This is a genomic window from Pseudoalteromonas sp. J2K-J599 (assembly GCF_059295115.2).
Genome location: NZ_CM200271.1, coordinates 2,007,733 through 2,029,784, shown reverse-complemented (window position 1 = coordinate 2,029,784; position 22,052 = coordinate 2,007,733). Strand labels below are relative to the sequence as shown.

Annotated in this window: 19 protein-coding genes; 12 read left to right on the top strand and 7 right to left on the bottom strand. The window is 40.1% G+C overall.

Translation table 11 applies throughout. The features are described from left to right. Positions 1–27 precede the first annotated feature (27 nt). From AC5NT5_RS09220 to AC5NT5_RS09205, 4 genes are all read left to right on the top strand, one after another. Positions 28–720, top strand: a complete 693-nt coding sequence (locus AC5NT5_RS09220) for a hypothetical protein (RefSeq protein ID WP_024603971.1) — start codon at positions 28–30, stop codon at positions 718–720. A 227-nt stretch (positions 721–947) separates the two neighbouring features. Beyond that, positions 948–1,733: a hypothetical protein gene (locus tag AC5NT5_RS09215; protein WP_002962505.1), complete on the top strand. Its 786-nt coding sequence runs from the start codon at positions 948–950 to the stop codon at positions 1,731–1,733. A 100-nt stretch (positions 1,734–1,833) separates the two neighbouring features. After that, positions 1,834–3,216, top strand: a complete 1,383-nt coding sequence (locus AC5NT5_RS09210; protein ID WP_182672155.1) for an amidohydrolase — start codon at positions 1,834–1,836, stop codon at positions 3,214–3,216. Positions 3,217–3,228: 12 nt separating this feature from the next. Next, on the top strand, positions 3,229–4,476 hold the full coding sequence (locus AC5NT5_RS09205; RefSeq protein ID WP_138489161.1) for an amidohydrolase family protein: 1,248 nt from the start codon (positions 3,229–3,231) through the stop codon (positions 4,474–4,476). Positions 4,477–4,759: 283 nt separating this feature from the next. Here the strand turns inward: AC5NT5_RS09205 and AC5NT5_RS09200 are convergent, their stop codons facing one another. Together AC5NT5_RS09200 and cspD are read right to left on the bottom strand one after the other, a co-directional pair. Then, positions 4,760–6,982, bottom strand: a complete 2,223-nt coding sequence (locus AC5NT5_RS09200; protein WP_494512981.1) for an NADP-dependent isocitrate dehydrogenase — start codon at positions 6,980–6,982, stop codon at positions 4,760–4,762. 512 nt (positions 6,983–7,494) lie between these two features. Next, positions 7,495–7,713 carry a cold shock domain-containing protein CspD gene (cspD, locus tag AC5NT5_RS09195; protein WP_002962500.1) on the bottom strand — a complete coding sequence of 73 codons (219 nt, stop codon included), beginning with the start codon at positions 7,711–7,713 and terminating at the stop codon, positions 7,495–7,497. Between the two features lie 208 nt (positions 7,714–7,921). Here cspD and clpS point away from each other — a divergent pair, with 208 nt between their 5' ends. Both clpS and clpA read left to right on the top strand, forming a co-directional pair. Further along, positions 7,922–8,230: an ATP-dependent Clp protease adapter ClpS gene (clpS, locus tag AC5NT5_RS09190; protein WP_021032429.1), complete on the top strand. Its 309-nt coding sequence runs from the start codon at positions 7,922–7,924 to the stop codon at positions 8,228–8,230. A 93-nt stretch (positions 8,231–8,323) separates the two neighbouring features. Then, a complete protein-coding gene (gene clpA / locus AC5NT5_RS09185; protein WP_024595509.1) occupies positions 8,324–10,585 on the top strand; it encodes an ATP-dependent Clp protease ATP-binding subunit ClpA in 2,262 nt (753 codons plus the stop codon). 212 nt (positions 10,586–10,797) lie between these two features. Here clpA and infA read toward each other — a convergent pair whose 3' ends face one another. The 4 genes from infA to trxB all read right to left on the bottom strand — a co-directional run bounded on the left by infA (position 10,798) and on the right by trxB (position 13,568). Beyond that, entirely contained in the window at positions 10,798–11,016 is a 219-nt protein-coding gene (gene infA / locus AC5NT5_RS09180) for a translation initiation factor IF-1 (protein ID WP_002962494.1), read from the bottom strand. Positions 11,017–11,106: 90 nt separating this feature from the next. Continuing rightward, a complete protein-coding gene (locus AC5NT5_RS09175; protein WP_024606094.1) occupies positions 11,107–11,811 on the bottom strand; it encodes an arginyltransferase in 705 nt (234 codons plus the stop codon). Next, positions 11,804–12,520 (bottom strand): leucyl/phenylalanyl-tRNA--protein transferase, encoded by a 717-nt coding sequence (gene aat, locus AC5NT5_RS09170; protein ID WP_024595507.1) that lies wholly within the window; start codon positions 12,518–12,520, stop codon positions 11,804–11,806. Before aat ends, AC5NT5_RS09175 begins: the two co-directional genes overlap by 8 nt. Positions 12,521–12,617: 97 nt before the next feature. Further along, positions 12,618–13,568 carry a thioredoxin-disulfide reductase gene (gene trxB, locus AC5NT5_RS09165; RefSeq protein ID WP_494512982.1) on the bottom strand — a complete coding sequence of 317 codons (951 nt, stop codon included), beginning with the start codon at positions 13,566–13,568 and terminating at the stop codon, positions 12,618–12,620. A 287-nt stretch (positions 13,569–13,855) separates the two neighbouring features. On the opposite strand from trxB, the gene pssA reads away from it, so the two are divergent. Next, complete coding sequence (gene pssA, locus AC5NT5_RS09160) at positions 13,856–15,181, top strand: CDP-diacylglycerol--serine O-phosphatidyltransferase (RefSeq protein WP_002962483.1); 1,326 nt, start codon at positions 13,856–13,858, stop codon at positions 15,179–15,181. A 120-nt stretch (positions 15,182–15,301) separates the two neighbouring features. Here the strand turns inward: pssA and ald are convergent, their stop codons facing one another. After that, positions 15,302–16,423 (bottom strand): alanine dehydrogenase, encoded by a 1,122-nt coding sequence (ald, locus tag AC5NT5_RS09155; protein ID WP_002962982.1) that lies wholly within the window; start codon positions 16,421–16,423, stop codon positions 15,302–15,304. Between the two features lie 142 nt (positions 16,424–16,565). Here ald and lrp point away from each other — a divergent pair, with 142 nt between their 5' ends. The 5 genes from lrp (at position 16,566) to crcB (ending at position 22,049) form a co-directional block, all read left to right on the top strand. Beyond that, a complete protein-coding gene (lrp, locus tag AC5NT5_RS09150; protein WP_007582985.1) occupies positions 16,566–17,045 on the top strand; it encodes a leucine-responsive transcriptional regulator Lrp in 480 nt (159 codons plus the stop codon). A gap of 173 nt (positions 17,046–17,218) precedes the next feature. Next, complete coding sequence (locus tag AC5NT5_RS09145; RefSeq protein ID WP_188161752.1) at positions 17,219–19,717, top strand: DNA translocase FtsK; 2,499 nt, start codon at positions 17,219–17,221, stop codon at positions 19,715–19,717. Continuing rightward, complete coding sequence (gene lolA, locus AC5NT5_RS09140) at positions 19,714–20,340, top strand: outer membrane lipoprotein periplasmic chaperone LolA (protein WP_138489158.1); 627 nt, start codon at positions 19,714–19,716, stop codon at positions 20,338–20,340. Before AC5NT5_RS09145 ends, lolA begins: the two co-directional genes overlap by 4 nt. Next, positions 20,333–21,676, top strand: a complete 1,344-nt coding sequence (locus tag AC5NT5_RS09135; protein WP_188161753.1) for a replication-associated recombination protein A — start codon at positions 20,333–20,335, stop codon at positions 21,674–21,676. The genes lolA and AC5NT5_RS09135 overlap by 8 nt, the downstream gene beginning before the upstream one ends. After that, entirely contained in the window at positions 21,669–22,049 is a 381-nt protein-coding gene (gene crcB / locus AC5NT5_RS09130; protein WP_021032117.1) for a fluoride efflux transporter CrcB, read from the top strand. Before AC5NT5_RS09135 ends, crcB begins: the two co-directional genes overlap by 8 nt. The last annotated feature ends 3 nt before the right edge of the window (positions 22,050–22,052 follow it).

Below are 22,052 nucleotides of genomic sequence, written 5' to 3'. Positions count from 1 at the left end.
AATTACACTTACTGTAGTGGAGTTAAAATGAACAAAAGTTTAATAACCAATTTGCTAGCGGGTTTATGTGTTGTTGTAGGTTTTATGTTTAACCAAGCAATTGTGTTGTCTGTTGGTTTATTTGCACTTTCTGGCGCGGTAACTAATTTATTAGCTATTCATATGTTATTCGAAAAAGTCCCGTTTTTATATGGTTCTGGTGTTATAGCGCTTAAGTTTGAAAGCTTTAAAGTAGCTATACGAAACCTGATATTAACGGAGTTTTTTTCAGAGCAAAAAATTAATAATTTACTCAATAAAGCGCAGCCTAATATCGACTTTGAGCCAATAATTAGCAATGTTGATTTAAACCCAGCATTCGACAATTTGTTAGAGGTAATAGAGCAGTCTCAGTTTGGTAGTATGCTAGGAATGTTTGGCGGTACAGCGGCAATAGAGCCAATGCGTGAAAAGTTTATTGAAAAAATGCAGTTGTCGCTTAGTGAGATTTCTCAAACTGACGACTTTAAAGCATTAGTAAGCCAAACACTTTCACAAGGTAATAGCGCAGAAAGCCTACATAAAACGGTGCTTAAACTAGTTGATGAGCGCTTGGATGAGCTTACTCCTAAAATGGTTAAAGAGATTATTCAGACCATGATCCGCGAGCACCTAGGTTGGCTTGTAGTATGGGGCGGTGTGTTTGGTGGTTTATTTGGTTTAATAGCGGCCGTTATTTAAATCTAGCGACTAATAAAAAACATAATCATTCTATTGCATTAAATAGTGTACTTACTGCGTTAAAAATTATTTGTATAGAATAACTACACGTTGTTATTTGTGCCTGTTATTGCTCTATTTTCTTAGCGAAATAATAGAGCACTAATTTAATGCAATTGGTATAACTTATTTTTTCAGGCTGTTATTATCGCCCCCATAATTTAGTCGTGTTTTTTTTAGGAGTAACGGTGAGCAAAACGTTAGCCAGTTATTATCAGCAAGCATACGCTTGCGATCAGCAGCATTTTAATCAGTGTTTTTATTGTGGCTGTGAAGCGACAGAGCGCGATCATTGTCCGCCACTGCATATGCTACAAAGTATCGTTGATTTGGGTGAAGAGGCTGACTTTATCTCTATCCCTGCGTGTTATGAGTGCCACGCACTTTTACATAACGAAAGACTGATGACGATTGATGAGCGCTTTACCAAGCTTAAAAAAAAGCTCTCAAATAAATATGCTAAACCACTGCGCGTTTATAACATGTGGGAAGAAAGCGAACTTGGCGACATGAGCGACGAGTTTGCCCATAGTATTCAGGCGGGTATGAAATTAGGCAAAGAAGCCGCTGAGCGTTTAGCCTTTACGGGTTTTAGCTATGCCACAGAAGATGCCAAAGTAGCAGTGCGCGAAAAAACAAAAGAGTTTGATGTAGAAGGCATGATATTTACCGACTTTAAAGAGGCGCTAAATTACTGCATTAACGATTTAAATGTTCAAAAAAGCGACTTTTATAAAATTTTGGTTGAAGACTATCAAGGCGATTTTAATAAAGCATTGAGCCAGTATCGTCATCGTCATGACAAAGTAACGGCGGCTAAAGATGGTAATACACTTATTAAAGATTTTTCTAAGCTACATAAGCAAAACTCTGATTTTGTAACGCGTACGGTTAAGCACTTTATTAGTAAAGATCCCTCGCTTACCACCGAAGGTGCGCTTGAAAAGCTATATAACAATTATATAAAGAAATAATTACAGAAATTCATCTTAATTAACTGCGTTTTCACCTGTTTTTTTGGCTTTATTCCTTAGCTTTCGCTAAAGTAGCAAAAAAACAGGAGATCCAAACAACATGCAAAAATTTGCACCTTCTTTATTAGCGGTTGGCTTAGCTGCTGCACTTGTAGGCTGCCAAGAAAACGGCCCACAAGACGATAAAATAACAATTAACAAAAATCCTTACCCAAGTACTTATCAGCCAATTTCTACATCAAGCACTCTTATTACAAATGCAACAGTACTTACCGGTACTGGTGAGCGTTTAGATGAGGCTGATGTATTACTTGTTGATGGTAAAGTACAACAAGTAGGTAAAGACTTAACAGCCACTGCTGATATAACAATTGATGCACAAGGAAAATGGGTAACACCGGGTATTATTGACGTACATTCACATTTAGGCGCATACCCAAGTCCTTCGGTCGAGTCGCATCAAGATGGTAACGAAATGACCAGCCCTAACACTGCAGAAGTGTGGGTTGAGCATTCTGTTTGGCCACAAGATCCAGGCTTTAATCGTGCACGCGAAGGCGGCATTACTTCTCTACAAATTTTACCAGGCTCAGCTAACTTATTTGGTGGACGCGGCGTTACGCTTAAAAACGTACCAGCGCACACTATGCAAGGGATGAAATTTCCAGAGGCGCCGTATGGTTTAAAAATGGCGTGTGGTGAAAACCCTAAACGTGTTTATGGTCGTCAAGGTGTATTGCCTTCAACCCGTATGGGTAATATGGCTGGTTACCGTATGGCATGGGCTGAAGCCGCTGAGTACAAACGTGCATGGGATAAATACGATGCCGATTATGAAGCCGGTTTAAACCCAGAAGCGCCAGTACGTGATATTAAACACGATACGCTTCGCGGTGTGCTTGAAGGCGAAGTACGTATTCATAATCATTGTTATAAAGCTGAAGAAATGGCAATGATGATTGACCTGTCAAAAGAATTTGGTTACCACGCAGGTACTTTTCATCACGGTGTAGAAGCATATAAAATTGCTGACTTACTTGCGCAAAATGGTTCGTGTGCTGCACTTTGGCCAGACTGGTGGGGCTTTAAAATGGAAGCCTACGACATGGTTCAAGAAAACGTTGCTATTGTTGATGCGGTTAAAAACTCGTGTGCAGTTGTTCACTCAGATTCAGATACTACTATTCAGCGTTTAAACCAAGAAGCGGGCAAGGTGATGTACCGAGCTAACGAAAATGGTTTTGATATTTCTGAGCAACACGCTATTAAATGGATCACGTCTAACGCTGCTAAATCGCTAGGTATTGATGACAAAACAGGTTCACTAGAAGCGGGTAAGCAGGGCGATGTTGTTATTTGGAATCAAAGCCCATTTAGTGTCTATGCTAAAGCTGAACAAGTGTTTGTTGATGGTGCAAAGGTTTACGATAGAAACGACAGCGCGTACCAAGCAACAAGTGATTTTATGTTAGGTCAACAATAAGGAGCACCCAGAATGAAAAATTTATCACGTTCGTTTTCGCTTTCTCTGGTTGCTGCAGGATTATTAGCATCTGGTGCTGTAAGCGCACAATCACTAGCAATTATTAATGCAACATTGCATACGTCTTCTGATCAAGGTGTATTAGAAGCGGCAAGCATTGTAATGACAGATGGTAAAATCACAGCGATTAACCCAACTGAAATTAAAGTAGATCAAATTATTGATGCAAAGGGGCAAATTGTAACCCCTGGCTTTATAGCAAGTATTAATCAACTTGGTTTAGTTGAAGTAAGTGCAGTTGCAGGCTCACGCGATGCAGGTGAAGAAAAAGCCGGTATTGATTTTGATGTAAGCCTTGCTTACAACGCACATTCAAGCTTAATTCCTTACGCTCGTAAAGGCGGCGTAACACGCGATGTAATTACTCCCCATGGCGGCGATAGCATTTTTTCAGGCCTTGCGAGTGTTGTTGATTTAAGTGGTAGTTTTGACAGCGACATGCAAAAACAAGCGGCTTTAATTGTTTACTTAGGTGAGCGTAGTAAAGGCTCACGTGCTTTTACTTTGCAAACACTTATTAATAAGCTTGATGAGCACAAAACTAAAGCTGGTAAAAAAGCGAAAAAAGACGATGACAAGCCAAGTACTGAAGATAAAGTAATGGCTAAAGTACTCAGTGGTGAAATGCCATTAGTGGTTGGCGTTTCGCGTGCGGCGGATATTATTGAGCTAATTAAAGTAAAAGAGCAATTTGGTATTAACCTAGTACTTAATGGTGCGCAAGATGCTGTTGTAGTAAAAGAGCGCGTTGCTAAAGCAAATATTCCAGTGATTATTAGTGCAATGGATAGCTTACCAGGAAGCTTTGATTCGCTTCATGCAAGTTTAGATAATGCAAGTGTGCTTGAAAAAGCAGGCGTTAAAGTATTATTAACGGTAGGTGGTGATGCAAGTCACAATATTTATCAGCTGCGTTTTGATGCTGGTAATGCTGTGTCGTATGGTATGAGCCAAGAAGGTGCGTTAAAAGCGCTTACATCAAACGTTGCTGATGTATTTGGCATTAATGCAGGTAGCCTTGAAGTAGGCAAAGCTGCTGATGTAGTAATATGGAGTAATGACCCGTTTGAGTTAAGCAGCCATGTGAGCAAAATGTTTATTAATGGCGTTGAGGTTTCTACACAATCTCGTCAAGATAAACTGCGTGACCGTTATACGACAGATTCAAAAATGCCACGGGCTTATACCAACCCGCAATAATACTTAATCAATTTGAGGGATTAAATCTGACGGTAACTGCGTTAAAAATTTCTGATATAGAGCAACTAAATAACGAAATTTTTTCCTTGTTATCGACAAGATTTTCTTGCCTCAAAGTTGATCACTTAATTAAGCGAATTGGTATGATACTAAATAATTAATTAAATTAATTTGATTATTTTAAAGGCCGCTATTTTATAAATAGCGGCCTTTTTTACAAGATACAGACATAAAAAAGCCGCTTACTTTTACAAGTAAGCGGCTTTTAAATTTAAACCGATATTTATACTAATTTAGCAAGAATATCGTTAAATGTAGCGCTTGGACGCATTGCTTTAAAGGCTGCATCATCGTTAGGCTGGAAGTAACCGCCTAAATCAACTGCAGGGCCTTGCGCATCGTTAAGCTCACTTACGATTTGCTCTTTATTAGACTCAAGGTCGCTAGCGATTTGAGTAAACTGTGCTTTAAGTTCACTGTCATCATTTTGCTTAGCAAGTTCTTGTGCCCAGAATAAAGATAGGAAGAAATGAGAACCACGGTTATCAATTTCTTTCACTTTACGTGACGGCGATTTGTTTTCAGCAAGGAACGTACCTGTTGCTTTATCTAGGGTATCAGCAAGTACTTGTGCCTTGTTGTTACCAGCAGTTACGCTTAAATGCTCAAGTGATGCAGCAAGTGCTAAAAATTCACCTAAAGAATCCCAACGTAAGTGGTTTTCTTTTTCGAATTGTTGAACATGCTTAGGTGCAGAACCACCCGCGCCAGTTTCAAATAAGCCACCACCGTTCATAAGTGGAACAATTGAAAGCATTTTAGCACTTGTACCCAGCTCTAAAATTGGGAATAAATCTGTAAGGTAATCACGTAGTACGTTACCTGTTACAGAAATCGTGTCTTTACCTTCTTTAATACGCGCTAATGAGAACAATGTTGCTTCAAGCGGTGCTAAAATTTGAATATCTAGGCCAGCTGTATCGTGATCTGGTAGGTATTTATTTACTTTTTTGATTAGCTGCGCATCATGTGCACGGTTTTCGTCTAACCAGAAAATAGCTGGAACGCCTGTTGCGCGTGCACGATTTACTGCAAGCTTAACCCAATCTTGAATTGGTGCGTCTTTAACCTGACACATACGCCAGATATCGCCTTGCTCAACACTGTGCTCAAGTAATGTATTACCATTTGCATCAACAACACGGATAGAACCGTCCGCTTTTGCTTCAAATGTTTTGTCGTGTGAACCGTATTCTTCAGCTTTTTGAGCCATAAGGCCAACGTTTGGAACGCTACCCATTGTTGTTGGATCAAACGCGCCATTTTCTTTACAAAAATCGATAGTTGCTTGGTAAACACTTGAGTAACAACGATCAGGAATTACAAAGCTAGTGTCTTGTAATTTACCATCGTTATTCCACATTTGACCGCTTGAACGGATTGCTGCAGGCATAGATGCATCGATGATCACGTCACTTGGTACGTGTAAATTTGTAATACCACGGTCAGAATCAACCATAGCAATAGCAGGACGGTTAGCGTAAACAGCTTGAATGTCTGCTTCGATTTCTTCGCGCTTAGCATCGTCTAATGTTTGAATTTTAGAATATACGTCGCCTAAACCATTATTTACATCAACACCTAGCTCTTCAAAAAGCTCACCGTGTTTAGCAAATACATCTTTGTAGAATACTTTTACAGCGTGACCGAAGATGATTGGATCAGATACTTTCATCATTGTCGCTTTCATGTGAAGCGAGAACAAAACACCTTTTTCTTTAGCAGCGTCAATTTCTGCAGCTAAGAAAGCTTGAAGCTTAGAAGCGCTAATGCTTGATGCATCAATAACTTCGCCAGCTAAAAGAGGTGTGCTTTGTTTAAGAACAGTAACGTCACCGTTAGTTGCAACATGTTCAATACGCACATCAGTGGCTGTATCAACAGTTACTGATTTTTCTGAACCGAAGAAATCGCCTTCGCTCATACTTGCAACGTAAGACTGAGAATCTTTGCTCCACGCACCCATTGAATGTGGGTTGTTACGTGCATATTCTTTTACAGAGCCTGGCGCGCGACGATCTGAGTTACCTTCACGTAGTACAGGGTTTACTGCACTGCCTTTAATTTTGTCGTAAGCCGCTTGAATTGCTTTTTCTTCATCATTTTTAGGTTCAACAGGGTATTCTGGAAGAGCGTAACCTTTTGCTTGAAGCTCTTTAATTACAGCGCGAAGCTGTGGTACTGATGCACTGATGTTTGGTAATTTGATGATGTTTGCTTCTGGTGTTTTAGCAAGCTCGCCAAGTTCAGCAAGTGCATCACCAATGCGTTGTTCTTCTGTTAAATAATCAGGGAAGCTAGCAATTACACGACCTGCTAATGAAATGTCGCGAGTTTCAACTTCAACACCGGCCGCATTTGTATATGCTTGGATGATCGGTAGCAACGAATAAGTTGCTAGTGCCGGAGCTTCGTCCGTTTTTGTATAGATAATTTTTGATGTCATCATCATTCCTAGATAGTCGACCGATAAGGTCTTATTCAACAATGCAAAGAAAATCATTACTTATGAGTGAGTACATATTATTAAACAAGTTAATGAACACGTACGCTCGTAATGAATAGTTTGTTAGGTGTTGGTACTCAGCGTTGCTCTTTTATAAAAGCAGAATAGTCACACCTGACGAACTGGAATCGTATTTATAGCTAAAAAATTAACAAAAATAAATCAGCCTTTAGCCTAGTACATATAAAAGAGGCGATAAGGTGTTATGCGCAATTTTTAGCACCAAGAGTGTAACAAGCTTAAATAAAAAGGGCTAGAGTTTGAGCATGCCCAATAAGCAGTTAAACAATCAACTCTTAGAACATTGGGGTATATAAAATAAATTCAAGGAAAAGGGTTGAATTTGAATGAAAAGAGGCAATAAATAAGGGAAGAAGAGATAAGATTAGTATGCTTAAGGAATTAAGCGAGGATCTTAAAAGGTCGCTCGCTTTAGTCGAACAAAACAATCGTCACTCAATAATGTCACCATCTGGGGCAATATTTTTAGCGTGTAGGCCTTTGGGCCCTTGTTCTAATTCGAATGTTACATCTTGACCAGCTTTAAGCGTTTTATAGCCGTCCATTACAATTGTTGAGTAATGAGCGAAGATATCATTCTCGCAGCCGTCTTCTACGATGAAACCAAAGCCTTTGGCGTTGTTGAACCACTTAACTTTACCACAAGCCATACTTCTACATCCTTCAATAAGTTGACTAATTTAGTTATTCTAAACCGTATAATTTGCTAGACTGACTAAGGTTTAATCAATCTATGTTTGACTGTAGTTTATTTAGCCAACCAGTCAAGTGTTTTGAGTTATTTTTTAACATTTTATTTATTTTTTATTCAAGTTTGCTTGAGTTACAAAGACAAGACTATATTTAATTATGAGTGGTATGAAAGATTCAGGTGTTATCGACACTGTTCGCGACAGTGAAAAGCAAAAGCTACAGCCGCCGCGAAAATATAAAGTTGTTTTAAATAACGACGACTACACGCCGATGGACTTCGTAATTGAAGTTTTAACGACGTTTTTTAATATGGATAGCGATAGAGCAACCGATGTGATGCTTCAGGTTCATGAAAAAGGTAAGGGTATTTGCGGTGTTTACAGCGCCGATGTTGCCTACACCAAAGTTGAACAAGTTAACCGTTACTCACGGGATAACGAGCATCCACTGCTTTGTAGTTGTGAGCAGGAATAATACCAATTTAATACAATTGGTATAAATACCAATTAGGGTGATCAAACATCCGATTGTTGTGGTATAAATTATTATCTCAGTAAGGGGTTGCCAATGCTAAACAAAGACTTAGAACTCACTTTAAATGCCGCGTTTCGTGAAGCGCGCACTCGCCGTCATGAGTTTATGACCGTAGAGCACCTTTTACTTGCGCTATTAGATAATCCTTCTGCAGGAGAAGCCTTAAACGCGTGTGGTGTTAATCTTTCAGGCTTAAAAACCGAATTATTAGAATTTATTGACGAAACAACACCCGTCATCCCAGATTTAGAAGAAGAGCGTGAAACTCAGCCAACGCTTGGTTTTCAGCGTGTATTACAACGCGCTGTTTTTCATGTGCAATCGTCAGGAAAAAACGAAGTGACGGGTGTCAATGTCCTAGTTGCTATTTTTTCTGAGCAAGAGAGCCAAGCAGTTTATTTACTTAAAAAGCATGATGTATCGCGCTTAGATATTGTTAACTTTATTTCGCACGGCATTTCAAAAGCTGATGATGAATTAGGCGACGACAGCGATGATATACATGAAGAAGTGCAAGAAGTTCAAAACGAAGAAGCAAGTAAGCTAGACAGCTTTACAACTAACTTAAACGCTCAGGCTCGTGAAGGTAATATTGACCCACTGATTGGGCGCGACAGCGAAGTAGAGCGCACGGTACAAGTATTGTGTCGTCGTAAAAAGAATAACCCATTACTTGTTGGTGAAGCGGGCGTTGGTAAAACAGCCATTGCTGAAGGTTTAGCATACCGTATTGTGAATGAGCAAGTACCAGAAGTAATTGCTGATGCCGTTGTGTACTCTCTAGATATGGGGGCATTGCTTGCCGGTACTAAATACCGTGGCGATTTTGAAAAGCGCTTCAAAAGTTTATTAAAAGAGCTACAAGCACAACCTGGGTCTATTTTATTTATTGATGAAATACATACCATAATAGGTGCTGGCGCAGCGTCTGGTGGTGTTATGGACGCATCAAACTTACTTAAACCACTTCTTTCAAGTGGTAAGTTACGCTGTATGGGCTCAACCACTTACAATGAGTATAAAAATATTTTTGAGAAAGACCGTGCATTAGTACGCCGTTTTCAAAAAATTGATGTACTTGAACCAAGTGTTGCCGATACCACTAAAATTTTAAATGGGTTAAAAGAGCGTTACGAAGAGCACCATGGTATTCGCTACACTCAAAAAGCATTAAAAGCAGCTGCTGAACTTAGTGCTAAATACATTAATGAGCGCCACTTGCCAGATAAAGCAATTGATGTAATTGATGAAGCGGGCGCTAACCAACGTTTACAGCCTAGTTCTAAACGTAAAAAAACCATTGGTGTGGCTGATATAGAGCTAATAATATCGAAGATGGCACGTATTCCACCACAAAATGTGTCTTCAACAGATAAAGAGACGCTTAAAAATCTAGACCGTAATCTTAAAATGCTTGTGTTTGGACAAGATCAATCTATTGATGCGCTAACATCGGCTATTCGCTTATCTCGCTCAGGTTTATCAAGCGAAGAAAAACCAGTGGGTTCGTTCTTGTTTGCAGGCCCAACAGGTGTTGGTAAAACAGAAGTAACTAAGCAACTTGCTAAATGTATGGGTGTTGAGTTTATTCGTTTTGATATGTCTGAATATGTAGAGCGCCACGCAATAAGCAGACTAATTGGTGCTCCACCAGGATATGTTGGTTTTGAGCAAGGCGGGTTATTAACAGAAGCTGTGATTAAAAACCCACATGCAGTTGTACTACTAGATGAGATTGAAAAAGCGCATCCAGACATTTACAATATTTTACTACAAGTTATGGATCACGGTACGTTAACCGATAATAACGGTCGTAAAGCTGATTTTAGAAATGTAGTGGTTGTAATGACTACCAATGCGGGCGTACAAGAAACCACACGTAAGTCGATTGGTTTTACAGAGCAAGATCACACGCACGATGCAATGGGCGAAATTAATAAAGTTTTCTCGCCAGAATTTAGAAACCGTTTAGATAACATTATTTGGTTTAACCACCTTGAACGTGAAGTTATTTTACTGGTGGTTGATAAGTTTATTGTGGAACTGCAAGCTCAGCTTGATAAAAAATCGGTTAATCTTGAGCTTACGCCTAAAGCGCGTGAATGGCTCGCAGATAAAGGTTATGACAAGGCTATGGGTGCACGACCAATGGCACGTGTTATTCAAGAAGAGCTTAAAAAGCAATTAGCTAATGAAATACTGTTTGGTGAACTTGTTGATGGCGGTACAGTTAAAGTATCGGTTAAAGACAAGAAGATCCGCTTTGATTACGAGAGCAATTTAACGCCAGCCTAAACGTTAATTACACAGCTAAGTTAAATAAAAATGGCCCGCTAAATAATAGCGGGCCATTTTTTGCCATTTTTATAGGCAACAAAAAACCCAGTAAAAACTGGGTTTTTTGTTTATTAAATGTAATTGCTAGTCAATGTCTATCAATTACATTTAATAAACGCTTAAAGCTAGTAAAACACTAGCCAAAAACTAAATCTCGTTTACGCACTTACTTAGCGAGCACGGAATACGATACGACCCTTTGATAAATCGTAAGGAGTCATTTCTACCGTTACTTTATCGCCGGTTAAAATACGGATATAGTTTTTGCGCATTTTGCCTGAAATGTGAGCCACAACTACGTGACCATTTTCTAGCTCAACTCGGAACATTGTATTTGGTAAAGTATCAAGGACTGTCCCTTGCATTTCGATTACGTCTTCTTTCGCCATGTTTAGCGTAACACCTCTTTAATAGTTAAACGCTGCAGATTTTGCCCAAAATACACCAATAAGTAAAGGCGCAGGGGCTATATTTGCAAATTAAATAGCCACCCACTCATCATTGAGCTGTTTTTGAGCTGGTAAAAACTGAGTTTTGTACTTCATTTTATCGCATTCATCAATTTGATAGCCTAAGTACACGTATTGCTTATTTTGCTCTTTTGCAAATTTAAGCTGCTCTAATATCATCACAGAGCCTAAACTATAGTGTTCAAAGTCGGGGTCAAAAAAAGTATAAATTGCAGAAATAGAGCTGTTCATACAATCAGTTACGGCAACTGCGGCTAAAGTATCTTGGTGCCATAGTTCAATAAATGTGATTTTGAGCCAACTGCAAAGTAAAAAGCTTTGAAACTGTTCTTTTTCAGGAGGATACATACTTCCATCCTGATGGCGCATCGTTATGTATTTACTATAAAGCGGATAATACTCAGGGCGTTCTTGCGTTGAATATTTTACCTCAAACTGGTTTTTTGCTTTGTTTAGTTTACGTTTTTGCGATTTTGATGGGATAAAGTCTTGTGCTAATACACGTACAGAATTACATGCACTGCATATTGGGCAGTGTGGACGGTATATTTGGTTACCACTGCGACGAAATCCTAAGCCTAATAATGACTCAAATTTGTCTGTGCTGTAGCAACTAGGATCTAGAATAACCAATAGTTGCTCTTGTCTGTTGGGTAAATAACTACAGTCAAACTCTTGGGTTAAACCAACACGTGCAGGAAGTTGCTCATTCATAGATTGCGTCAAGTTCTTGTGGCTCCCACATAATAGGATTAATAATATAGTTATGTGCAGCTTTTAGTTTAGTCAAAAATGTTGAGCGGGGGATTACTTGTGCACCTAAGGTCATTAAATAAGGGTTTTCTAACTGGCAATCAATAAAATGCGCATTATGACGTTTAAGCCAATTTACCAGTGCCCACATAGCAAGCTTTGAGCAATTGGTTTGATGATGAAACATTGATTCACCACAAAAAACACCATTTTGCATAATACCATATAAGCCACCTGCAAGCTCTCCGTTACTCCACACCTCTAAACTGTGTGCAATGCCCGCATTGTGTGCATTAACATAAGCGTTGAGCATGTCAGAGGTGATCCAGGTACCATCGGTATCAAGGCGTTGATCCCTACAAGCTTCTATTACTTCCTCAAAGGCATTATTAATGGTTACTTTTACAGGGTGTTTTTTTAAATGCTTACGTAGGCTCTTACTTATATGAAAATCATCCAGTTCAAAAATGCCTCGCTCGCTTGGCGACCACCACATAATAGGTTCATCTTCGCTAAACCAAGGAAATATTCCGCTTTTGTAGGCATTACTTAGGCGAGGCAAACTTAAATCTCCGCCAATTGCTAACAAGCCATCAGGGGATTCTAATGCGTATTCCGGATTGGGGAATGCTATATCGGTTTCACTTAATTGGTATAGCTGATTTCTCATACAGTACTTATTTTATAATTTATCGTAAAAGTGTAACTATATTTTAGACATAAAAAAAGGGCTGAATAATCAGCCCTATTATAATTTATTTAATTGCTTATAAATTATCTAAGAAACGTTCAGCATCAAGGGCAGCCATACAGCCTGTACCCGCAGATGTGATTGCTTGACGGTAAATATGGTCTGACACATCACCTGCAGCAAAAACGCCTTCTACGCTTGTTTGAGTCGCGTTACCGTGAAGACCAGACTCTACAACTAAGTAGCCATCTTTCATTTCTAGTTGGCCTTCAAACATATCTGTATTTGGCTTATGACCGATAGCAATAAATACACCGGCTAAATCTAGCTCTTGTGTTGCATCAGAGTGTGCATCTTTAATACGAATGCCAGTTACGCCCATTTGGTCGCCTAATACTTCGTCAAGCGTGCGGTTGTAATGTAAAACAACGTTACCATTAGCTGCTTTTTCAGCAAGACGGTCTGCAAGTATTTTTTCACTACGGAAACTATCACGGCGGTGAATAACATGCACTTCGTCAGCAATGTTAGATAAGTAAAGCGCTTCTTCAACTGCTGTATTACCACCACCAACAACCGCTACTTTCTGACCTTTATAGAAAAAGCCATCACATGTAGCACAGGCTGAAACGCCACGGCCTTGGAAATTAGTTTCAGACTCTAAGCCTAAGTATTTAGCAGAAGCACCTGTTGCAATGATTAACGCATCACATGTGTAAGTACCTTGGTCGCCAGTAAGTGTGAAAGGGCGCTTAGATACATCTACTTTATTGATGTGATCGAATATGATTTCAGTTTCAAAGCGCTCAGCGTGCTCTTTCATACGATCCATTAATGCAGGGCCCGTTAAGCCGTGTGCATCACCAGGCCAGTTTTCAACTTCAGTTGTGGTTGTTAATTGACCACCTTGTTGAATGCCTGTAATTAAAACAGGGTTTAAATTTGCACGTGCTGCATATACTGCGGCAGTATAACCAGCTGGGCCAGAGCCTAAAATTAGTAGCTTACAATGTTTTGCTTCAGTCATTATTTTTTCCTAAACGTTTAATACGGTCTTTAATGCGCTCGATTCTAAGAAAATCAAGGCGGATGTAAACAAAATCCGCGATTATTTTTTTTCGCAAATCGAAAAGCTGTGCAGTATTGTGTACTAGAGCTCAGCACTTTTACAGTTAAAACACCTAAGTAGCTCAATAAATAGACTAACAGGCAACAAAACAGCGTTAATTCATGACCCCTTTGATTTTTTTTGTTATGTTTTACCTAATTTTATTTGTCACTGATAGATTATGTGACCTAAGCGAATAGGCAACTATGTTATTTTGGCAGGAAAAACCCGCATTCGGGTTGACTTCAAAAGACGTTAACGTCTTAACCAATGCGCAAGATTACCGAACGCAATTGCTACGTTTGATAGCTAATGCAAAAAAACGAATTTATATCACAGCGCTTTATTTACAGGATGACGAAGCAGGCCGCGAGATTTTAGAAGCCCTGCATCGAGTATCATTAGAGAACCCTGCGCTTGATGTAAAAGTGCTGGTGGATTTTCATCGTGCGCAACGTGGTTTAATTGGTGCAGAGAAGTCTGATGGTAACGCAAGTTTATACTGTGACGATTTAGAAAAGTTTAAATCGAACGTACAAGTTTATGGCGTACCTGTAAAAGCTAAAGAATTATTTGGCGTATTACATTTAAAGGGTTTTGTCATTGACGATACCTTACTTTACAGCGGCGCAAGCTTAAACAACGTGTATTTGCAATATAACGAGCGTTACAGACTCGATCGTTACTTTTTAATAACGCAGAGCGAGCTGTGTGACTCAGTGGTTGATTTTATTGAGACAAAGCTAATTAGCTCTGTTGCTGTGCCACGCATAGACACACGACCGCTTAAGCGTTTACACGACTTCAAACTTGATCAAAAGCAATTAATGCGTGATTTAAAAGTCGCAAGTTACAACGCAGCAGAGCAACTAAATACGCAAGCATTAGGTATTCGTTTGTTTTTAGGGCTTGGTCGTCGTAATAACGAATTAAATCGTTTAATAAAAGCGTTATTTGATACCACAGAGCAAGAGCTTGTGTTGTATACGCCATACTTTAATTTTCCGGCACCACTTATGCGATCACTGCGCCGATTATTAAAGCAAGGCAAGCAAGTGACTATTGTTGTAGGCGATAAAACAGCAAATGACTTTTATTTACCGCCAAGCGAGCCGTTTAGTAAAATAGGGGCATTACCTTATTTATATGAAACTATTTTGCATAAGTTTGTAAAAACGCAAAAACGCCATATCGATAACGGTAATTTAAATGTGTATCTGTGGAAAGATGAAAGTAATTCGTTTCATTTAAAAGGTATTTGTTCAGATAGAACAAAACATTTACTGAGCGGGCATAACTTAAATCCGCGTGCATGGGGTCTTGATATCGAAAACGGTATTTTAATAGAAGATCCAGAGCAAACAATTATGGATGCTATTGATAACGAAAAGCAGGAAATTTTACAACACTGCCGCCGTTTAACAGGCCCAGATGATTTAGAAACAATGGATGATTACCCGCAGCCAGTTAAAAAACTACTAGGCCAAGCTAAGCGCGTAAAAGTAGATTTTATAATTAAGCGTTTTATCTAAATAAGTTTATATAAATCTGAAATTTAAATATAAAAAAAAGCAGCTAATTAGCTGCTTTTTTTATGGGTTGTAGTTAGGTTACTATATTATTTAATACCAACCTAACTACGAAACGCTAAATTATGCGTTTTCTACTGCTGTGCGTGGGTCAACATATTCCATGTTGAACGCTTCAGCTACTTCTTTGTAAGTTACTTGGCCTTTAATTACGTTTAAGCCTTTTAAGAAGTGAGCGTCATCTAGTAGCGCCTTTTTATAACCTTTGTTTGCAAGGTTAATGATGAAAGGCAATGTTGCATTGTTAAGTGCAAACGTAGATGTGCGTGGAACAGCACCTGGCATGTTAGCAACACAGTAGTGAACAACTTCATCAACGATGAAAGTTGGATCAGCATGCGTAGTTGCTTTAGAAGTAGCAATACAGCCACCTTGGTCGATTGCAACGTCAACAATTGCAGAACCAGGTTTCATTGCTTTAATGTGCTCAGCAGTTACTAGTTTAGGTGCAGCTGCACCAGGGATCAGTACACCACCGATTACTAAATCAGCTTCTAGTACGTGTTTTTCTAGTGCATCAGCAGTTGAGTAAATAGCTTTAACTTTATTACCAAATTGCGCGTCTAGTGCACGTAATACGTCGATGTTACGATCAAGAACGACAACTTCAGCACCAAGACCAACAGCCATTTGAGCTGCGCTACGACCAACCATGCCGCCGCCAATTACAACAACTTTAGCAGCTTCAACGCCAGGTACGCCACCTAGTAGCATGCCACGACCGTGGTTAGATTTTTCTAGCGCTTGTGCACCAGCTTGAATAGACATACGACCAGCAACTTCGCTCATAGGAGCAAGAAGCGGTAAACCACCGCGTGAGTCAGTTACAGTTTCGTATGCAATACAAATAGCTTTGCTTTTTACAAGGTCTTCAGTTTGTGGAAGATCAGGTGCAAGGTGTAAGTAAGTGAAAAGAATTTGGTCTTCACGTAGCATTGCACGTTCAACAGCTTGCGGCTCTTTTACTTTTACAATCATGTCTGCTTTAGCGAAAACATCAGCAGCAGTTGCTAAAATTTCAGCACCCGCTTGTGTGTAATCTTCGTTAGTAAAACCAATGCCCATGCCTGCATCAGTTTCTACAATCACTTGGTGACCGTGGTTTACTAATTCACGAACACTTGCAGGAACCATACCTACACGGTATTCATGGTTTTTAATTTCTTTAGGAACACCAATAATCATATCATTTGCCTTATTAAGAACGGATTAACATTTTCCACTATTATATTCATCATAAGCCCGTGTGTCTCACCTTTTTTAAACTCAAATCTAGTGTTATCATCTAGATAATAAAAATAAACAGCATAAAAAACTAGTTGGTACTATGCATCAATTATTAGATAGAATTGACCGTAAAATTTTAATGGAATTACAACACGATGGACGCTTGTCGAACGTAGAACTGGCCAGACGAGTTGGCCTAAGCGCCACGCCCTGCTTGGAGCGAGTAAAAAAGCTAGAACGAGAAGGTTATATACTTGGCTATAAAGCGGTGGTCGATCCCGCTAAGCTTGGGCAAGGTTTATCTGTGTACGTAGAAGTAACGATTACTAAAACATCTCCCGACGTATTTGATGAGTTTAGTGCGGCGGTTAAAAAGCACGAAGAAATTATTGAATGTCATTTAGTATCGGGTAATTTTGATTTTTTACTTAAAACGCGCGTAAATGATATGTCAGAATACCGTGGCGTATTAGGCGACATACTTTTGAAACTGCCAAACGTAAGTGAAAGCCGAACTTATGTAGTAATGGAAGAAGTAAAAGGTGAAGAAGGCGTAATTATTCGTCCTTATATTACTTGAGGTTATTTATATTAACTGCGTCATTTGCTTATATAAGCTCAAATTATAAAAACTTGTTCATAATCAGGCCATCAAGGTTAAGATAAAGTGCAACAAATTGCATTTCCTGCTAAGGTATTTCACTGCTAAGTAAGTGTGAATAAAAATAGAATAATAAAGAGGAATAGGGAACTATGCGCCTAAACGGTGTGCAAAGACTATTAGAAACAGGGCTGATTATCAGTACCTTTACGGCAATATTTATTTTATGTGCCTTGATCAGCTTTGATCCAGCAGATGCTGCATGGTCGCAAACTAGCTTTAGCGAAGTAAGCAACATCACAGGAGCAGCCGGTGCATGGATAGCCGACATTTTATTACTCACCTTTGGTTGGTTGGCTTACTTAGTGCCAGCGGCCATTCAGCTATTTGGCTACTTGCTATTTAAACAACCTCACCGCATTTTACAGCTTGATTACACTACCTTAGCGCTGCGAGTTATTGGTTTTGCTTTATTTATTACCTCAGCTACCGCTATTAGTAGTATTAATTTCGACGATATTTATAACTTTTCATCGGGTGGGGTAGTGGGCGATGTTATTGCATCAGCCATGATGCCTGCGTTTAACTTTACCGGTACATCTATATTATTGTTGTGTTTCTTTTTTGCAGGGCTTACCTTATTGACGGGAGTATCGTGGGTTGATTTTGTAGATTACCTTGGCGATTTAATGGTTAGGCTTTATCGCTATGTTGTATCGTATGCAAAAGGCTGGATGCATCGAGAACACACTGCAGGTAAAGTAAATAATAACGATGAAATAGACGCCCATTTTGAAGACGATATAAAAGAGCAAATAGAGCTGCCTACATCAGCTAAAAAAGCAGATAAACAAAAAGCAATAGATAAGCCTCAAACACCATTTAGTGAACCACAAATTAGTGATGACTTTATGCCGTTTGATGAACTTGACGATATACTCGATCAAGAAATTGGCTTTAGCGCAATAGATGACGAACCAATGGACACGGCTGCTGCATTAAATGCGCTTGATCAAAGCCCAGTTGTGGAGCCTGAAAAACCAGTTACAACGGTGGTATCGCCAGCAAGACCAATGCCTAAACCAAAAGCGCAATATCAACCACCGCCAACGGCAAAAGAAAAGTTTGAGCAATTATTAACGCAAGAGCCACCACCAGGGCCATTACCATCGCTCGATTTACTCGACAGACCGGATAAAGCTAAAAACCCAATTTCGCAAGAAGAGCTTGATAGCGTATCGCGCCTAGTAGAGACAAAACTTCTCGACTTCAATGTACAAGCAACCGTAGTAGCGGTATACCCAGGCCCCGTTGTTACGCGTTTTGAGCTAGATTTAGCGCCAGGTATAAAAGTTTCCAAAATCACAGGCTTAGCTAAAGATTTGGCCCGTTCGCTTTCGGCAATTAGTGTACGTGTTGTAGAAGTTATTCCAGGTAAAACCTATGTTGGTATTGAGCTTCCAAATAAACACCGTGAAATAGTTCGTTTATCAGAAGTTATAAACGCCCCTAAATTTGAGCAAAATCCGTCGCCACTTACTATGGTGCTTGGTAAAGACATTGCTGGTCAGCCGGTATGTGCTGATTTAGGTAAAATGCCACATTTATTGGTAGCCGGTACAACTGGTTCAGGTAAATCAGTGGGCGTTAATGTCATGATAGTAAGCTTGCTTTACAAATCGGGTCCTGACGATGTACGTATGATCATGATTGACCCTAAAATGCTTGAGCTTTCAGTATACGAAGGCATTCCGCATTTATTGTGTGAAGTAGTTACCGATATGAAAGAAGCTGCTAACGCACTGCGTTGGTGTGTAGGCGAAATGGAACGTCGTTATAAATTAATGTCAGCATTGGGTGTGCGTAACTTAAAAGGTTACAACCAAAAAGTGCTTGAAGCCAATGAAGCGGGTTACCCGATTCTTGATCCATTATTTAAAGACACCGATGGCATGAAAGAAGGCCCCGACGAGCTAGGTAAATTACCAAGTATCGTTGTAGTAATAGACGAATTTGCCGACATGATGATGATTGTAGGTAAAAAAGTAGAAGAGCTAATTGCACGTATTGCTCAAAAAGCACGTGCGGCAGGGATTCACTTAGTGCTTGCTACGCAGCGCCCATCGGTTGATGTAATTACCGGCTTAATTAAAGCTAATATTCCAACACGTATGGCGTTTCAGGTATCGAGCAAAATAGATTCACGGACAATACTTGACCAACAAGGTGCAGAAAACTTACTAGGTATGGGCGACATGCTTTATTTACCGCCAGGCACTAGCGTACCAGAGCGTGTGCATGGCGCGTTTGTAGACGACCATGAAGTACACGCCGTAGTAAACGATTGGAAAGCACGTGCTAAACCAAATTACATTGACGAAATACTCAATGGCGATGCCACTGAAGATATTTTATTACCGGGTGAAGCTAGCGAAAATGCAGATGAAGAATCTGATCCTTTATACGACGAAGCTGTGTCGTTTGTAATTGAAACCGGCAAAGTATCTGTATCGTCAGTGCAACGTAAATTACGTGTTGGCTACAACCGCGCAGCACGTTTAGTAGAACAAATGGAAACATCGGGTATCGTGAGTTCACCAGGTCATAACGGTGCTCGCGATGTATTAGTACCTAATGGAGCAAATTCATGAAAAAAGTTAACGCCTTATTATTAGTGTTAGGCAGTGTACTTGCCGCACCAAGCTTTGCTGACGACAGCCAAGCATTACAAGACAGACTTGCCACTTTAAAAAGCTTTAAAGCGCAGTTTGCACAACAAGTAACAGACAAAGAAGGCCAAGCAGTTATGCAAGGCGAGGGCACAATAGCGCTTCAACAGCCTATGATGATTCGCTGGCAGCAAACTAATCCGGACGATACGTTATTTGTATCAAACGGTGATAAAACATATTACTTCGACAGCTTTGCTGAGCAAGTAACGATTATGAAAACCAGCAGCCTAATCGACTCAACACCATTTGTGCTACTGACATCAAAAGACCCAGCACAGTGGGAAAAATACAGCGTACTTGCAACAAGTACAGGCTTTAGCGTAACGCCAAATAAAGGCGTAGAAAGCCAAGTAGAACAACTTGATATAGCATTTGCGGGTAACGAGCAAGGGCTTGCTAAACTAGTGGTTACCGACAACTCAGGGCAGCTATCGTCATTTACGTTTAACAATGCCCAAGTTAATACGCCGCTTGATCAAAGCACTTTTGAATTTACGCCTCCTGAAGGTGTTGAAATAGACGATCAGAGTAACGGTGAGTAATTTAGGTTTTAATTTTGGGCCCGATGTACGCCCACTTGCTGCGCGTATGCGCCCTACAACGCTTGATGAATACATTGGTCAGCAGCACTTATTAAGCGGTGATAAACCACTGCATCAAGCCATTGTCGCGGGGCGATGCCATAGTTTGATTTTATGGGGCCCGCCGGGTGTAGGTAAAACAACACTTGCGCAAATAATTGCCAACCATGCTGATGCCTCACTTATTCAAATGTCGGCGGTAACTGCAGGCGTAAAAGATATACGCGACAGCGTAACGCAAGCGCGGGACAACCTAGAAAGCCGTGGCCAACGCACCCTTATGTTTGTTGACGAGGTTCACCGCTTTAATAAATCCCAACAAGATGCGTTTTTACCGCACATAGAAGACGGCACCTTTATATTTGTAGGTGCAACCACCGAAAACCCATCGTTTGCACTTAACAACGCTATATTGTCGCGTGCGCGCGTGTATGTTTTAAAATCGCTTGCCGATACCGACTTATACACTGTAATAGAGCGCGCACTTAAACAAGACGAGCAGCTAAGTCAAAAACACATCACTATTGCCGATAACGCTAAAAAGGCACTATGCCAAGCAAGTGGCGGCGATGCGCGTAAAGTACTTAATTTACTTGAACAAGCAGTTGATTTAACAACCGAGCAAAACGGTCAATACAACGTAGACGAGCACGTACTTAGCCAAGTGTTACCAACGCATTTAGCCAAATACGATAAAGGCGGCGATGAGTTTTACGATTTAATATCAGCCTTTCACAAATCAGTACGTGGTAGCTCACCCGATGGTGCGCTGTATTGGTATTGCCGAATTTTAGCCGGTGGCGGCGACCCTTTGTATGTGGCAAGGCGTTTACTTGCCATAGCTACAGAAGACATTGGTAACGCCGATCCGCGTGCGATGGAAGTGGCTTTAAACGCGTGGGATATATTTCAACGTGTTGGCCCAAGTGAGGGCGAACGTGCAATAGCACAAGCCACACTGTATTTAGCCAGCGCACCTAAAAGTAATGCGGTGTATATGGCGTTTAATCAAGCCAAAGCAGATGCCAAAAACGAGCCAAGTTACCCAGTACCAGAGCATTTACGCAATGCGCCAACCAACTTAATGAAAGACTTAGGGTATGGCGCTGAGTATCGTTATGCGCACAATGAAGAAGGCGCATTTGCCGCAGGTGAAAAATACTTACCACCAGAAATGAAAGGCAAAGAATATTACTTACCGTGCGAGCGCGGACTTGAGCAAAAAATTAAACAAAAACTCGATTACCTAAAAGAGCGCGATGCGCAAAGCCCACTTAGACGATACGAAAATGATTAAACTTTATATGATGATCGCCCTTGGCGGAGCCTCAGGTGCGTGTTTACGGTTTTTTATTAGCGAAAGCATGCTAAAACTCCTCGGTAGGGGATTCCCTTTTGGCACGTTGACGGTTAATATTCTGGGTTCATTGTTAATGGGCATTTTGTACGGTTTGATAGATAAAGAAATTATCACCGCAAGCCCCGCCAAAACTCTTATCGGTATTGGCTTTTTAGGTGCATTAACCACCTTTTCAACATTCTCAATGGACTCGTTGTTGTTATTACAACAAGGTCACTTTATTAAAATGGCCCTCAATATCATCTTAAACGTGATGGTGTGTATTTTTATGGCTTGGCTGGGCCTTCAGCTAGTAATGCAAAAAGGTTAAAAA

What these genes read in the sequence shown, in the direction of transcription:
- AC5NT5_RS09210 (WP_182672155.1), top strand. Translation starts at nt 1,834, where the DNA reads ATGCAAAAATTTGCACCTTCTTTATTAGCGGTTGGCTTAGCTGCTGCA.
- lrp (WP_007582985.1), top strand. Translation starts at nt 16,566, where the DNA reads ATGCATCAATTATTAGATAGAATTGACCGTAAAATTTTAATGGAATTA.
- AC5NT5_RS09200 (WP_494512981.1), bottom strand. Translation starts at nt 6,982, where the DNA reads ATGACATCAAAAATTATCTATACAAAAACGGACGAAGCTCCGGCACTA.
- crcB (WP_021032117.1), top strand. Translation starts at nt 21,669, where the DNA reads ATGATTAAACTTTATATGATGATCGCCCTTGGCGGAGCCTCAGGTGCG.
- clpS (WP_021032429.1), top strand. Translation starts at nt 7,922, where the DNA reads ATGAAAGATTCAGGTGTTATCGACACTGTTCGCGACAGTGAAAAGCAA.
- AC5NT5_RS09220 (WP_024603971.1), top strand. Translation starts at nt 28, where the DNA reads ATGAACAAAAGTTTAATAACCAATTTGCTAGCGGGTTTATGTGTTGTT.
- pssA (WP_002962483.1), top strand. Translation starts at nt 13,856, where the DNA reads ATGTTATTTTGGCAGGAAAAACCCGCATTCGGGTTGACTTCAAAAGAC.
- trxB (WP_494512982.1), bottom strand. Translation starts at nt 13,568, where the DNA reads ATGACTGAAGCAAAACATTGTAAGCTACTAATTTTAGGCTCTGGCCCA.
- AC5NT5_RS09145 (WP_188161752.1), top strand. Translation starts at nt 17,219, where the DNA reads ATGCGCCTAAACGGTGTGCAAAGACTATTAGAAACAGGGCTGATTATC.
- ald (WP_002962982.1), bottom strand. Translation starts at nt 16,423, where the DNA reads ATGATTATTGGTGTTCCTAAAGAAATTAAAAACCATGAATACCGTGTA.
- infA (WP_002962494.1), bottom strand. Translation starts at nt 11,016, where the DNA reads ATGGCGAAAGAAGACGTAATCGAAATGCAAGGGACAGTCCTTGATACT.
- lolA (WP_138489158.1), top strand. Translation starts at nt 19,714, where the DNA reads ATGAAAAAAGTTAACGCCTTATTATTAGTGTTAGGCAGTGTACTTGCC.
- AC5NT5_RS09205 (WP_138489161.1), top strand. Translation starts at nt 3,229, where the DNA reads ATGAAAAATTTATCACGTTCGTTTTCGCTTTCTCTGGTTGCTGCAGGA.
- aat (WP_024595507.1), bottom strand. Translation starts at nt 12,520, where the DNA reads ATGAGAAATCAGCTATACCAATTAAGTGAAACCGATATAGCATTCCCC.
- cspD (WP_002962500.1), bottom strand. Translation starts at nt 7,713, where the DNA reads ATGGCTTGTGGTAAAGTTAAGTGGTTCAACAACGCCAAAGGCTTTGGT.
- clpA (WP_024595509.1), top strand. Translation starts at nt 8,324, where the DNA reads ATGCTAAACAAAGACTTAGAACTCACTTTAAATGCCGCGTTTCGTGAA.
- AC5NT5_RS09175 (WP_024606094.1), bottom strand. Translation starts at nt 11,811, where the DNA reads ATGAATGAGCAACTTCCTGCACGTGTTGGTTTAACCCAAGAGTTTGAC.